Consider the following 14,893-nt stretch of genomic DNA (forward strand, 5'->3'; position numbering starts at 1 on the left):
CGGGGAGCGCACGGCATCATGCCTCACCTGAGCAGGAGGCGGTGTGCGCTGCCAGGGCCCCATGCGAAATGGTAAGATGCGAGCCGCTACCGCACGACCCATGCCTCGGTGGTGAAACTGGTAGACACAAGAGACTTAAAATCTCTCGGCTGCAAGGCCGTGCCGGTTCGATTCCGGCCCGAGGCACCAGGAAAAGCCATGCCTTAGAGCCTGTTCACGATCTTCTTGATGAGCAGGACGAGGAGTGCCAAGCGTATGCGCTGCAAGCCGGTGTTGAGCTGGCGCTCATGGTTCTTCCACAATCGGCGACATTTCTCCAGCCACCCAAAGCTGCGGCCCACTTCCCGACGGGGCCGGTGGATCGCGGGCAATGAGATCACTGTCGGATGACCCCTCCGCAGGACGACGGTAAGGCGTTGGACGGCAGGAAAGAGACGGCATCAGATACTTGAGCAGTGACGAGGGGATGGCGCGGTCGGGGGTTTTAGGCCGAAAATGCAGGTGACCCTTCGCGTAGGAGTAAAGATCATGAGACGCATCTATTTCCTTGTGCCCAACATCGACATGACCAAGCAGATCGTAGACGAGCTGCTTCTTGAAAGGGTGGAGGAGCGCCATATCCATGTGATCGCCAAACCAGGCATTCCTTTGGAAGATTTGCCGGAAGCCTCCTTCTTGCAGAAATCCGATTTCTTCCCGGCCTTGGAACAAGGGATTGCCATTGGCGGCGTGACCGGGATACTGGCGGGATTGATTGCGATTGCGTTGCCGACCGGGCTGGTTCTCGGAGGCGGTGCAGTGGCGGCAATTTCGCTGGCAGCCGCCGGGATCGGCGGGCTGATGTCCAGCATGATCGGTATTAACGTCGATAGCCGAAGGATCGAGCACTATCAGGAGGCCATAGAGAAGGGCGAGATCCTGGTGATGATTGATGTGCCTCGATCCCGCATCGAGGAAATCGAGAGCATTATTAGGAAACATCATCCGGAAGCGGCGTGTGAGGGCACCGATCCACATACGTTCCCGTAGGTGTGCTGCATGGGATGCGATGTCCGGCGGATGCCTGGGCGTCAGGCTTGACGCCCAGGCATGGGGGTTGCCGTATGAGTGCCGTGCTGTCTGCCGTTGACGGACGAATGGTCCGATGAGGGGGCGACCACCTTGGCGGCGATTTGTACCCTATTGCGACCGGATTGCGGCAGACATTTCTTGAGCGAATCCGAAGGCAGGTTTGTAACTGCCTGGATTTGCTTGAGATGATGGAGGCTGAGGTCGGAATCGAACCGGCATAGACGGATTTGCAATCCGCAGCATAACCACTCTGCCACTCAGCCTTTGAAGCTAAAGCAAAAAGCCGCGGTTCGAAGCGCGGCTTTTCCGAAAGCGATGGAGCGGGAAACGAGACTCGAACTCGCGACCCCAACCTTGGCAAGGTTGTGCTCTACCAACTGAGCTATTCCCGCATTCGATTCTGCAAATTATACTGGTCTTGAATCACATGTCAACAATCTGGCCACCACAATCTGGCTCGGCAGCTGCGGCGATGCTGCATTCCGCTATGCTGTCCCCGAGTTCAAGGCGTCCTTCCCGTCACTACTCATGAATGAAGACAACCGAAGTCATGCTGTTCGGATTTCCCTGGCCCACGGCAATGGGGGCCGCTTGATGCGGGAAATCATCGAGGAGATTTTCGCCTTTCACTTCGGCCAGGAAGATCTCGACACCACTGCCGATGCGGCACGGCTTCCGCTGGACGCCGGGGTTGCGGAGTGGATGATCACAACGGACGGTTTTACGGTAGAGCCCTTGGAATTCCCCGGCGGCGATGTGGGGAGTCTCGCGGTGCATGGCACGGTCAACGATCTAGCGGTTTCCGGGGCGGTGCCGCGCTTCCTCAGTCTCAACGTCTTTATCGAGGAAGGGCTGGATATCGAGGTGCTGCAGCGGATCGTGGCGTCGATGGCGCGCGCCTGCACGGATTGCGGTGTGCGGGTGTTGGCGGGCGATACCAAGGTTGTCCGGCGCGGGCAGGGGGGCGGAGTATATCTGGCGACCACCGGCATCGGGCAAAGGCCGGCGGGGGTGGATCTCGGCTTGCACCGCGTTCGGCCCGGGGATCGAATCATTGTGAGCGGTCCGGTGGGAGATCACGGCGCCGCGGTGATGCTCGCGCGCGAGCAGTTCGGTTTGTTTGGCAGTCTCCGTTCCGATGCGCAGAGCGTTCTGCCCATCACCGAAATTCTGCTCGGGTTCGCGGGGCTGCGTTTTATGCGGGATCCTACGCGCGGAGGCGTGGCGACGGTCGCACACGAGATCGCCCGTACAACCCGCGCGACGGTTCGGTTGCTGGAAACCGATTTGCCGGTTAGGCCCGAGGTCCGCAGCGTATGCGAAATCCTGGGCTACGATCCCTACTATCTGGCGTGTGAAGGACGGGTCGTGGCGATCGTGGACGCTGCGGTCGCCGCGGAGGCACGGGGAGCGCTTCGAGCGGGGGGATTCACGGAGGCGAGTATCGCAGGAGCAATCGAGGCCGGTCCCGCACGCGTCATCCTCCAGACATCTCTGGGGGGGGAAAGACTCCTTCCCGAACTCGAAGACGATCCGCTCCCCCGGATATGCTGAAACCGGCGGTTCAGGGTCCGCGTCTGCAGCGGTGTCGATTGTGTCTTTCCGCGTTTTGTCGATAATGCCTCAACGCCGTCGGAATCAGGTCCCGGCCGGGTAAGCGCCGAATGGGCCGAGCCGCCGGCCTTCTTTCGTGGTCGTGCCTTGCGATCTTGGCTTTGCTTGGTATCCGCGGGAACAGCAATCGAGAAGAACAATCATGAGCGCCGAACAAGACTCAAAGTATGGTTTGATCCTGAAGCGCATCGTCGGCAGCGTCAAGGATTTCACCAGTTCGGAGGTGGGCTGGAAGGCCAAGGTCCTGTTTGCTTCGCTTCTCTTGCTGATGCTGACGATCAACGGCCTGAATGTGGTGAACAGCTATGTGGGCCGGGATTTCATGACTGCGATCGAAAACCGCTACATGGGTGAGTTCATCTGGTATGCGGTGATCTATCTCGGCGTGTTTGCGGCAACCACCGTCACCGCGGTGATCTACCGGTTCTGCGAAGAGCGCCTGGGCCTGCTCTGGCGGGAATGGCTGACTCGAAGGTTGGTGAACGCCTACCTGGATGAACGGGTCTACTATCGCCTCGACGAGAGTCAGGAGGTTGCCAATCCCGATCAGCGCATCGCCGAGGACGTGCGGGCTTTCACCGTTACCACGCTGTCTTTTACCTTGATGCTTCTCAATGGTTCGTTCACCGTGGTGGCATTTTCCGGTGTGATGTGGAGTATCAGTCCTCTGTTGTTCGGGGTCGCGGTCGTCTACGCGGTGGCGGGGTCATATTTTACCGTACGGCTGGGGCGGCCCCTGGTGAAACTGAATTACGACCAGCTCGACCGCGAGGCAGATTTCCGGGCCGGCCTCATCCATGTGCACGAAAATGCCGAGTCCATTGCGCTGCTGCATCGCGAGCGGCGGATACAGTCCCGCCTTCTGCGTCAACTGGAGGCGCTCACCGCCAATTTCCGGAAATTGATCGCGGTCAACCGCAACCTCGGGTTCTTCACCACCTGGTACAACTATCTGATTCCGGTGATACCTGCCCTGGTCGTTGCGCCTCTGTTCATCCGAGGCAAGGTCGAATTCGGTGTGATCACCCAGTCGGCGATGGCTTTTACCTATCTGCTTGGCGCGTTTTCACTCATCGTGACGCAGTTCCAGTCGATTTCGGCTTACACGGCGGTCATCGCCCGGCTGAGCGGCCTGGTGCAGGCAATCGAGAAGGCGCGTTCCAGAACCGCATCTCCGATCGAAGTCTGCGAGATGTGCGACCGGATCGCCTACGACAAGCTGACTCTGCGTTCCCCGCGCGACGGCCGGGTCTTGATCGACCAGCTTTCCGTGGAGATTCCCGCGGGTGGCCGGCTCCTGATCCGGGGTGAGAACCAGACTGCAAAGGTTGCGTTGTTCAGGGCGACGGCGGATCTTTGGGATGAGGGCAACGGAAAGATCATCCGTCCCGGCCTTGAGGACACGTTGTTTCTGCCGGAACGGCCTTATTTGCCTCCGGGTACTCTACGCGAGTGTTTGCTGCGTACGGGAGGCGAAGAGCAGGTTTCCGATGAGCGGATCCTTGCGACTTTGCGGTCATTGGGCATTGATTCCATTGTGACCCGGGTTAACGGGCTGGACACGGAGCCCGATTGGGACGACGTGCTGTCATTGGGAGAGCAACAGCTTTTGGCTTTCACCCATCTGCTGCTGCTGGGGCCGCGCTTCGTGTTCCTGGACCGGCCCGGGACCGCGCTGGATGCCGAGCAACTGGACCGGGTGCTGCAAATACTGCATGACAACTCGATCGCTTACATCACCCTCGGCAATGGCCACGACAATCTTTCTTTCTACGACGCCGTGCTGGAACTGGAACCCGAAGGCCGCTGGTCGTGGAAGGAAATCCGGGAAGGGGGCGTCGTCGAAACGGCAGCCTGACACGGCCCAGCCGACGATCCGGCCCTTGGTGCGGCGCCCAGACCCCTCTCAGCCTTGCCCTGCGCCAGCCCCCGCTGGCCAGGGGAGAACGGCTTTTCCAACACCCCTTATCTCTTTAGGGTTTCGACATGCGACTCCGATTGACGGTGCGTGCGCGTCTGTTGCTCGCCTGCGTTCTTCCCATGGCCCTGGCCATGGGCATCGTGCTGGGCTTCGTCATCTGGAACTACTATCAGGATCTGGTCCGCGAATCGGAGTTGAGGCTCCGGGCCGAAGTCAACGAGGCGGGGTTGAGGATCGAGCTGGCCAACATAACGGCCTTGACGGTGCCGAAGACCATGGCGCTGGCGCAAGAGGCGGGTCTTTTCGGCAATCGGCTGATATCCCTGCGGTTCGCTCGCAAGATCCTGGAGGCTTTTCCGGAATTTACCGGGGCCTATTTCGGTTATGAACCTGACGGTGACGGCCGCGACCGTCCGGTTTCGGAGGGCGGGGAGCTCCCTTCCGCAGCGGTGAGCGGGGAGGGACGGTTCATCCCTTACTGGTTCCGCGACCGCGAGGACTCTTCGCGGATAAAGCTGTCGCCGTTGATTGACATGGAGTCGAGTTACTATTATCGCGGCGCGAAGAATCGATACGAAGGGAAATCGGAAGACGAAGGCGTCAGTCTGGCGGGAGGCATCAGCCGGCTTTACCGACCTCGGGAGCATGCCGGCCAGGGCCAGCGGTTCGCCATGGTGACGGAGCCTTACGATTATGAGGGAAAATACATGGTGGAACATACCGTCCCCTTGACGTTCGAGGGGCGGTTCCTGGGGATCGCCGGGGTGGACCGGGCGCTCAACGATATCGACAATATTCTCCGGGGTATGCATCGCCATGAAACCGGTGGATTTTTCCTCTTGAGCCAGCGGGGCCGCGTCATTGCATCGACAGTGGACCCTTCGGCGCGAGCCCGCCCCATAGAAGACACCGCGTGGTTGCCGGTGCTGGAGCCGGCCTATCTCGATGCCGGCAAAGGTACCTTCCAACTGGCGCGTGATCCGCGCAACGGGGCGGAAACCTATTTCGTGTCGACTCACCTCGCCAACGGGGACTGGACCTTGGTTCTGGCCGCCAGCCGTGCCGAAATCCTGGCTGGCCTGATCGATACCGTCGAGGGCGCGCTGGGTGTATCGGCCGGTATTCTGGTCTCCGTGTTGGCGCTGGCGTTCGTGGCCTTGCGTGCCGTGACCCAGCGTATCGAGGTGGCCGCCAGCGTCGCCGCGCAAGTCGCGGCGGGCGATCTGAATTCCAGGCTGGATGCGGCCGGTACGGATGAAATCGGCGATTTGGTGAGAGCCCTGGGCGCGATGCGGCAGGCTTTGGCCGATTTGATCGGGCGGGTGAAACTGTCCAGCCAGCAACTGGTCTCCATAGGCGATGAAATCACCGCGGCGGCCCGCCATGAAGAGAGACTGGCGCATGATTTCGGCGCGCTGACGCAGCAGATCGCGGCTTCGGTTCGGGAGATTTCGACGACCGGGGATGAGATGGTCCGCAATATCGCCGATGTCGCCCAGGCCACTTCGGAAACGGCCGAAATCGCCTCGTCCGGAAAGGAAAGTCTGGCAGAAACGGAGGCGGCGATGCATCGCATGAGCAACGGAATGGCATCGGTGGTGGAGCGCTTCGCCGCTATTGGCGAGCAAGCCAAGAGTATCAACAGGATCATGAATGCCATGACCGACATCGCCGTGCAGACCAATCTGCTTTCGTTGAACGCTTCGATCGAAGCCGAAAAGGCGGGAAAGCAGGGGGCGGGGTTCGCCGTTGTCGCCGGCGAGATCAGGCGGCTTGCCGACCAAAGCGCCGTGGCCGCCCTGGACGTCGAGCGGATGGTACGGGATATGCAATTCGCGGTTGCGGGCGGGGTCGAGGTTTTGGAAGCCTTCCAGGAGGAGATGCGCACGAGCGGGTTGTCGAACGTGCGGCGGCTGGCCGAGCATTTCACGGTTGTTCTGGCGCGGGTCGACCAATTGTTGCCGCGTTTCGGCCAGGTTTACGACGGCATGCGCGCGCAGGCGGAGGGTGCGCAGCAAATCAATGGCGCGATGGCAGCGTTGAGGGACGAGGCTCAAGGGGCGGCGAAATCGTCCGAGAACTTGAGCTTGATGGTGGTCAAGCTGTATGCCGCGGTTCAGGAACTGCAGGCCGAAATCGGCAGGTTCAGGCTGTAAGCCGTTTCGGCGGTTTCATGGCGTTACTTTGCGTTCCGCGTCATGCCCAGGGGAAACAATGAGCAAAGAGTTACGGCGGACATTCCATGGCGCGGATCGGATACCGGCGGCGCGTCCCTCCCGGCGCTGGTCCGCTTGGTCGGTCATCATCGCGTTGACGGTCTGTATCACCCTGGCAGGCGGATTGCAGTTCTATCAGGCCCATGAGCAACATTTGCGCCTGCACGCCGGGGATACGCTGGCCGCGGTAGTTCAAGCAAAATTCCAGCACATTGCCCATTGGCGTGCGGAAAGATTGGCCGACGCGATGCAGGTGGCAGGGAATGCCGCATTCCTGTCGACGGCCGGCGCCTGGCTGGCCGCGGACAAGCGCGATGCCGCTTCGACTCAGCGGGTGTTGGCGCAAATGCAATCCTGCCGGCAAGCGGGCGACTACCTGGATATCCTGTTGCTCGACGCCGATGGCAGGGTTCATTTGTCGCTTTCTGGCAAGGGCGAAAACGATCGAGGAGGCGAGGACAAGCACTCCCCGATACCAAGTAAGCTGGAGGAATCGCATCCCGTCTTGAGCGACTGGTATCTTTCGCCGGACGAGGGTCGTTTCCTGACCGACGCTCTCGTTCCTCTTCCGTATGAAAAGAACGAAGAGCGGCGCATCGGCGTCATCGTGATGGTGGCCGATGCCGGGCATTTTCTGCGCGCCCTGTTCGAGGCTCTGCCGCTGTTCCAGCACAAGGCAGAAATTTCCCTGCTTGGCCAGCGGGGAAACCACGTGGTATCCCTGGACCGGCACTTTCTCGAGCGGGACGGGCGGCCGACGATGCGCACACCGGTGACCCAGATTTCCGAACCGACGGTCAGGATCGTACAGGGAGAGCGCGGGTTGCTGGCACGGCAGCGCGATGCCGGTGCGACGCTGTTATCGTTGGGGGCGCCGATTCCGGGGTCGGCCTGGTTCGTGATGGTCGAGATGAATCCGTCGTCGTCCCGGGGAGAATCCAGGCCGTTTTTCCTGGGAGCATCATGGCTCGGACTGATGAGTGCCATCGCGGCGGCAGTGGCGCTGGCCGGGTGGCGTTCGGATCGGCGCCATGCCAGCCTCGCGCTATGCGCCGAAAGGGAACGGTCCGAACTGCTGAGACGCTTCGAATACTTCGTCCGATATGCCAACGATGCCATTCTTCTGGCCGACCGGGATCATCGCATCGTCGACGCCAACGATCGTGCGCTGGAGCTCTATGGCTATGCCCGCGAGGAGCTCACCGGGATGCCATTGGCCGGCGTCGTGGCCGGCGAGGAGGAAGATGCCCAGCGGGCCCGGCTGGACGAGGTGGTTGCCCGGGGCAGCGGGGTCTGGGAATCGGTGCATACGCGCAAGGATGGCGTGCCTGTTCCCGTAGAACTGAGCGTCCGCTCGATCAATGTGGAAGGCTCCGATTTCATTCAGGCAATCGTTCGGGACGTGAGCGAGCGCAAACGCATCGAACGGGCGCTGGCGCGGCAGAAGAACCTGTACAGCCTGCTGGCGCAGACCAATCAGATCATCGTGCGCCATACCGGCGAGCAGGAACTGTTCGATTCAATCTGCCGGATCGCCGTCACTCATGGCGGGTTTCGGTTCGCCTGGATCGGGATGGTGGATGGTGAAACCGGCATCGTGACCCCGGTCGCTCAGTACGGTGACGATGCCGATTATGTCGGGCGGCTGAAGCTGTCCGTCGGAGCGCCGGACCAGCATCGGGGTCCCACGAGGATGGCCGTGACCGCCGGCCAGCATGTGATCAGCGACGACTTTCTCGCCGATCCGGCCACACAGCCTTGGCATGAGGTCGGGCGCGCGGCGGGCGTGCGCGCCTCCGGCGCTTTTCCCATTCGGCGGTTCGGAAAGGTGGTGGGGGCGATCAACCTTTACGCGAGTGAAGCGGGTTTCTTTTCGGAGGATATCGTCGCCGTGCTCGATACCATGGCCATGGACGTGTCCTTCGCGCTGGACATCCTGGCCGGTGATGCGGAGCGGGAAAGAAGCGAAATGCGGCTCAGGGAGAGCGAAGAACGGTTCCGGCTGGCGGCCAATTCGGCGCCCGTGCTGATCTGGATGGCCGATACCTCGCGCGCATGCATTTTCTTCAACGACATGTGGCTGAATTTCACCGGCCGCTCACTCGAATACGAACTGGGGGATGGCTGGCTGGAGGGCGTTCATCCGGGCGATCGCTTACGCTGCAGCGGCGTCTATTCCTCCGCGTTTGAAACGCGGATGCCGTTCGAGATCGAATATCGCTTGCGCCGACGCGACGGGGAATACCGTACCATGCTGGGCAAAGCGACACCGCGGTTCGATGCCGCAGGCGAATTCGTCGGCTATATCGGATCGTGCATCGACATCTCCGACCGGAAGAAAGGCGACGAACGCCTGCTCCTGGCCGGCAAGGTGTTCGAAGCGGTACGGGAGTCGATCATGGTGACCGACGCGAACCGCGTCATCGTGGCGGTGAATCCCGCCTTCAGCGACATGACCGGTTACAGTCCGGAAGAGGCCGTGGGCAGAACGCCCATGTTCCTGCAATCCGGCCGGCACGGCAAGGAATACTATGCGGCGATGTGGCGGGCCGTCGAGCAGGAAGGGTCCTGGCAGGGCGAATTCTGGAACCGGCGCAAGAACGGCGAGCTTTTCGCGGTGCTGGAAACGATCGTGGCGGTGCGCGACGAAACGGGCGCCACGGTCAATTACATCGGGGTTGCCGCGGACATTTCCAGTCTCAAGGAGGCGGAAGAGCATATTCACCATCTGGCTTATTACGACCCTCTGTCGGCCCTGCCCAACCGCCGTTATCTGATGGAGCGTGCCGAATACGCCCTGGCCCTGGCGGAGCGCCGCAAGGAAGAGCTGGCCGTGGTTTTCCTGGATGTCGACCACTTCAAGGACGTCAACGATTCCCTCGGCCATCAGGTGGGCGACGAACTGCTGGTCCGGGTGGCCACACAGATCAAGGAATTCACCCGGGACACCGACACCATCGCGCGCTTGGGAGGGGACGAGTTCGCGCTGCTCCTGCCGGACATGGGGCGTGATGGCATCTCGCAAGTCGCCGACAAGATACTGGCAGCCCTGCGCAAGCCGTTCGAACATTCCGGTCAGGCCTTCGCGGTCACGGGTTCCATCGGCATCAGCCTTTACCCCCATGATGGGTCCGATTTCGAAACGTTGCTCCGCAACGCCGACACCGCGATGTACCATGCCAAACAGCAGGGCCGCAACCAGTTCCGCTTTTACGATCCCGGAATGAACGTGGACATCCGGGCGCGTCTGACCGTGCTTTCCGAACTCAGGGAGGCGATTCCCGCCGGCGAGCTCCGGACCTTCTTCCAGCCCGAAATCGATCTGGCCAACGGGCAACTGGTTGGGGCAGAGGCGTTGGTGCGCTGGCAGCATCCGGCGAGGGGCCTGCTATCGCCCGATCAGTTCATCCCCATCGCGGAAAGCAATGATCTGATCGTTGCGATCAGCGATTGGGTGCTGGAAGACACCTGCCGGCATCTCGCCCAGTGGCAAAAAGCCGACCTGCCGCCGATCATCGTCGGCGTCAATCTGTCCGCTCGCCATTTCCGCGATCCGCGATTGCTCGAGCGGGTCGAGTCGTTGCTGTCCCGTTATGGCGTAGCGGGCTCGGCCCTGCAGCTCGAGTTGACCGAATCCACCCTGCTGGATGCCGATGCCCAAACCATGAAAGTGCTGCAGGAGCTGATCGCGCTGGGGTGCAGCCTCTCCATCGACGATTTCGGCACAGGGTATTCCAGTCTGTCCTATCTCAAGAACCTGCCGATCGCCACCTTGAAAATAGACCGGAGCTTCGTCCGCGACATCGCCTTCGATGCCGACGACAGGACCATTGCCGGCACGGTGGTCGCACTGGGGCACAGCCTGGGGCTCAAGGTGATCGCCGAAGGGGTGGAAAGCGAGGAACAGCGTCGCATCCTGCTGGAGCAGGGTTGCGACTTCGGCCAGGGCTACCTGTTCTCGCGCCCCCTGGGTTCGAAGGAATTCACCAAATGGCGCATGGAGCACACGATGCGGCTACAGACGGATAGGCGCTATCGAAGCTGAGGCGCTTTTGCGGGGAGCAGCCCTATCGCAAGCCGGCCTCGAACGCGGAAGCCTTGCAGCGGAACCCGTTTCCCTTCGCTTCCGCCGGCAACGGGCAATGGTCACGGCGCGAGCGGATGTCGTCGTCGGGAAACGAAATCACCGCGACGGCTAGAACAGCTTCTTGATCCAAGACTCTCCACCGGTTTCCGCGCCTTCCGCGCAAGGCGCCCACGCCGCCGGTGCCGATCCCTTGATGAATGGCAATTCCTGCGCGTCGGCACAGCCGTCGTCGGCGCGCAGCCCGGTATCGCCGTCCACCCGCAGCATTTCGATGTTGTCCGGAGGCAGCAGGTCCAGCGGTTCCTTCGCTATCTTCTGCATCGTGGCGCCCCAGATCTGCAGTGCGCCGCGGGCTCCGGTCAGGCCGGCCGGGCGGTTGTCGTCGCGTCCCACCCAGACCACGCCGGTGTAGTCGCCGCCGAAGCCCGCGAACCAGCTGTCGCGCATGTCGTTGGTCGTTCCCGTTTTGCCGGCGACATGCATATCTTCCGGCAGGTAGCTGTAGACCGAACGCCCGGTGCCTTCGCTCATGACTTCCTGCAGGATGGTGTTGACCAGGTAGACCGCGCCGGGGTCCACGGCCTGCCGAAGCTCCAGTCCGAACCGCTGCAGCGTCTGGCCGTCCTGCGACAGAACGGCCTGGATACCGCGCAGGGGCGTGACGAAACCGTCGCTCGCGAGAGTCTGGTAAAGCGTGGCGACCTCGATCGGCGACAGGTTGGCCGCACCCAGCAGCAATGAGGGATAGGTATCGACTTCCCGGTTCACACCCAGCTTTCTGAGCGTCTCGGCGGTGCGTTCGACGCCGATGCTAAGGCCCAGCCGCACCGTCGCCAGATTGTAGGAGTTGGCCAGCGCCTTATGCAGCGGCACCTGTCCATGCTCCCTGCCGTCGTAGTTCTTGGGGAGCCAGGGTTTGCCTCCGCTTTCCACTTTGACGGCTTCATCCAGCAAGGGGGTGGCGATGGTGTAGCCGCCGGGCTGTTCGAGGGCGGTGAGATAGACCACCGGTTTGTAAAGGGAGCCGATCTGGCGCACGGAGTCGAGCGCCCGGTTGAAGCCGGAGGACTCCCCATCGCGTCCGCCCGCGAAGGCCGCGATCTCGCCGTTGGCGCGCCGGGTAAAGACGGCCGCGGTTTCCAGCCGGTCCTCCGGACGGCTCGACGGATCGAGCCGGGACAAGGTCTTGGCGATGGCCGCTTCCAGATGCTCCTGGGCGAAGACATCCAGCGTGGTGAAAATGCGCAGGCCCTCCGAGGTCAGGTCCTCGGGGCGGTATTGCTCCTGAAGCTGGCGTCTGACCAGATCGAGAAAGGCGGGATAGCGGCTGATGGCCTGATGCGGGTTCTTGATCACGTCCAGCGGCCGCTGCTTGGCCGCCTCGGCCTCGGCCGCCGTGACGAATCCCTGTTCCACCATGGCGTCCAGCACGCGGTCGCGCCGTTCTCGGCTGCGCTCGGGGTGTTTCAGCGGATCGTAATAGGTCGGTCCCCGCACGAGGGCGACCAGCAGCGCGACATGATGCAGCTCCAGTTCGCCAATCGCCCGGCTGAAATAGTACTGGCTCGCCAGGCCGAAGCCGTGGATGGCGCGGGTGCCGTCCTGGCCCAGATAGATCTCGTTGAGGTAGGCTTCCAGGATCGCATCCTTGCTGTAACGGGCTTCGAGAATCAGCGCCATGAAAGCTTCGCTGATCTTGCGTCCCAGGGTGCGTTCGGAGCTGAGGAAGAAATTCTTGACCAGTTGCTGGGTCAGGGTGCTGCCGCCCTGGACGAAGCCGCCCGCCTTGAGGTTTTGCCAGGTGGCCCGCAGGATGCCCTTGGCCGAAAGGCCGAAATGCTCATAAAAATCACGGTCTTCGACCGCGAGCAGCGCGTCGATCAGGGACTGGGGCACTTCGTCGAGCTTGACCAGGATCCGGTCTTCCTTCAGCGTGGGGTAGAAGCTGCCGATCTGTACCGGGTCCAGCCGCACCAAGGCAGGGGCGTCGGTCGTCTCCAGGTCTTCCAGGGTTTGCAGGGCACCGCCGCCAAAGCCGAGCCGGACCGCGCGGGAGGGTTCGGATTTGTCGGGAAACACGAACTCCCGGGTTCTGAGTCGGATCTCGTTGCCCTTGCGGGTGTAGGTGCCCTGAGACGTCAAGTGCGGATCGGCGCGGTATTTGAGCTGGTCCAGCATCCACACCAGTTGATCCGCGGAGACCGGCGCCTCCGCATAGAGTTCCACCGGCATGGCGTACACCTTGGCGGGCAGGGCCCAGCGACGGCCTTCGAATTTTGCGCGGATCAGCGAGTCCTGAGAGGCGAGATAGACCATCAGTGCGATCGCGAAAAGCAGAGCCGGAATAAAGAGAAACTTGCGGGTCATGCGCATCAGGAGCGGGGAGTCATAGGGCACCGTGGATCACCGGATTGGGGTATCCGGAGAGGGCGGACCGGCGGTGTTCAGCCGGGGAGGGCCAGGTAGGGTTCCAGCAGGCCGATCAGGGCCTTGGCATGCTCGGGACGTGCGTTCAAGGCCGGAATGTAGCGATAGCATTCTCCACCTGCGCCGAGAAACTCGCCGCGGTTGGTGACGGCGATTTCCTCCAGGGTTTCCAGGCAGTCCACGGCGAAGCCGGGGCATACCACGTCCACCCGCCGGATACCCTGGACCGGAAGTTCCCGCAGGGTGTCGATGCAATAGGGTTTGAGCCATTCGGCGCGGCCGAAGCGCGACTGATAGGCCAGCAGCCATTCCTCATCGTTGAGGCCGAGCAGGGCGGCGATCTCTCTCGCCGTGTGCTGGCACTGGCCGGCATAAGGATCGCCCCGATCGACGCAGCGTTTGGGCAGTCCGTGGAACGAAAACAGTAGGCGATCGGGACGGCCATGCGCCTGCCAGAACGAGCGGATGCTCGAGGCGACGGCCTCGAGGTAAGCCGGCGCGCGATAATAGTCGCTGATGAAATGCAGGCCGGGGACGTGACGCCAGGATTTCGCCGTGTCGCATACGGCATCGAACACCGATCCCGTCGTGGCGGCCGAATACTGGGGGTACAGCGGCAGGATGACGATGGTTTCGGCTTGGCGCTTGAGTGCCTCCAGCTTCGAGCGGATGGAGGGATTACCGTAGCGCATGGCGAACTCGACGCCGGCGAATCTGCCGTCGGCGGCCAGCAGATCGCGCAGGTCCTCCGTATGGGCCAGCAATGGCGAGCCGCGGTCGGTCCAGATCGTCCGGTAGGCATGGGCCGATCTTCTAGGCCGGATCCGCAAAACGATCAGGTTGAGGATCAGCCACCACAGCGCGCGGGGAATCTCGACCACGCGCGGATCGGACAGGAACTCGCGCAGATAGCGCCGGACCGCCTTCGGTGTGGGCGCATCCGGTGTCCCGAGGTTGACGAGCAGGACCCCGAGGCGGGCGGTGCCGGAGTTCATGGCGCTACTTGCGGTTGATGAGGTCCAGGAACTCGGACCGGGTGCTGCTTTGCTTGCGGAAGAGGCCGAGCATGGAAGACGTGGTCATGACCGAATTCTGTTTCTCCACGCCACGCATCATCATGCACAAATGCTTGGCCTCGACCACCACTGCGACGCCCCGGGGATTGACTGCCGCCTGGATCGCATCCGCGATCTGCTTGGTCAGGCGCTCCTGGATCTGCAACCGGCGCGCGTACATCTCCACGATCCGCGCGATCTTGGACAGGCCGATGACTTTGCCCTGCGGCAGATAGCCGACATGGCACTTGCCGATGAAAGGCAACAGATGGTGTTCGCACAACGAATACAGCTCGATGTCCTTGACGATCACCATGTCCTCTGAGTCCGCTTCGAAAACCGCATTGTTGAGGACGTGAGCCAGCGACTGGTGGTAGCCGCTGTTGAGGAACCGGAAAGCGCTTGCCGCTCTCTTCGGGGTGTCGATGAGCCCTTCACGGGAGACGTCCTCGCCGATTTCCTGAATGAGTTGGCTGAACAGTTTTTCCATTGCGCTGTGCAT

At 61.8% G+C, this 14,893-nt stretch carries 8 protein-coding genes and 3 tRNA genes; 6 read left to right on the forward strand and 5 right to left on the reverse strand.

Annotation, left to right across the window (positions count from 1 at the left end; translation table 11 throughout):
- The first annotated feature begins 102 nt into the window (after positions 1-102).
- Both GNH96_RS08145 and GNH96_RS08155 read left to right on the forward strand, forming a co-directional pair.
- Positions 103-189 (forward strand) — tRNA-Leu (locus GNH96_RS08145).
- 339 nt (positions 190-528) lie between these two features.
- The gene (locus GNH96_RS08155; protein WP_169603225.1) at positions 529-1,029 is read left to right on the forward strand and encodes a DUF1269 domain-containing protein; all 501 of its coding nucleotides are present in this window, start codon (positions 529-531) and stop codon (positions 1,027-1,029) included.
- Positions 1,030-1,260: 231 nt separating this feature from the next.
- Here the strand turns inward: GNH96_RS08155 and GNH96_RS08160 are convergent.
- Positions 1,261-1,334 (reverse strand) — tRNA-Cys (locus tag GNH96_RS08160).
- 53 nt (positions 1,335-1,387) lie between these two features.
- Positions 1,388-1,463 (reverse strand) — tRNA-Gly (locus GNH96_RS08165).
- A 136-nt stretch (positions 1,464-1,599) separates the two neighbouring features.
- On the opposite strand from GNH96_RS08165, the gene hypE reads away from it, so the two are divergent.
- The 4 genes from hypE to GNH96_RS08185 all read left to right on the forward strand — a co-directional run bounded on the left by hypE (position 1,600) and on the right by GNH96_RS08185 (position 10,867).
- A complete protein-coding gene (gene hypE, locus GNH96_RS08170; protein ID WP_169603226.1) occupies positions 1,600-2,625 on the forward strand; it encodes a hydrogenase expression/formation protein HypE in 1,026 nt (341 codons plus the stop codon).
- 202 nt (positions 2,626-2,827) lie between these two features.
- Positions 2,828-4,543 (forward strand): ABC transporter ATP-binding protein/permease, encoded by a 1,716-nt coding sequence (locus tag GNH96_RS08175; RefSeq protein ID WP_169603227.1) that lies wholly within the window; start codon positions 2,828-2,830, stop codon positions 4,541-4,543.
- A 128-nt stretch (positions 4,544-4,671) separates the two neighbouring features.
- Complete coding sequence (locus GNH96_RS08180; RefSeq protein ID WP_169603228.1) at positions 4,672-6,762, forward strand: methyl-accepting chemotaxis protein; 2,091 nt, start codon at positions 4,672-4,674, stop codon at positions 6,760-6,762.
- Between the two features lie 58 nt (positions 6,763-6,820).
- Entirely contained in the window at positions 6,821-10,867 is a 4,047-nt protein-coding gene (locus GNH96_RS08185) for a bifunctional diguanylate cyclase/phosphodiesterase (RefSeq protein ID WP_169603229.1), read from the forward strand.
- Between the two features lie 150 nt (positions 10,868-11,017).
- On the opposite strand, the gene mrcB is transcribed toward GNH96_RS08185, so the two are convergent.
- Genes mrcB through folE form a run of 3 tightly spaced genes read right to left on the reverse strand, consistent with a single transcriptional unit; the run spans position 11,018 to position 14,893 of the window.
- Positions 11,018-13,306, reverse strand: a complete 2,289-nt coding sequence (gene mrcB / locus GNH96_RS08190; RefSeq protein WP_228719762.1) for a penicillin-binding protein 1B — start codon at positions 13,304-13,306, stop codon at positions 11,018-11,020.
- Positions 13,307-13,353: 47 nt separating this feature from the next.
- Positions 13,354-14,331, reverse strand: a complete 978-nt coding sequence (gene hemH / locus GNH96_RS08195) for a ferrochelatase (protein WP_169603230.1) — start codon at positions 14,329-14,331, stop codon at positions 13,354-13,356.
- A 4-nt stretch (positions 14,332-14,335) separates the two neighbouring features.
- A complete protein-coding gene (folE, locus tag GNH96_RS08200) occupies positions 14,336-14,893 on the reverse strand; it encodes a GTP cyclohydrolase I FolE (protein ID WP_188114771.1) in 558 nt (185 codons plus the stop codon).

It is taken from the genome of Methylococcus geothermalis (assembly GCF_012769535.1).
In the GTDB taxonomy this organism is placed as follows: Bacteria; Pseudomonadota; Gammaproteobacteria; order Methylococcales; family Methylococcaceae; genus Methylococcus; species Methylococcus geothermalis.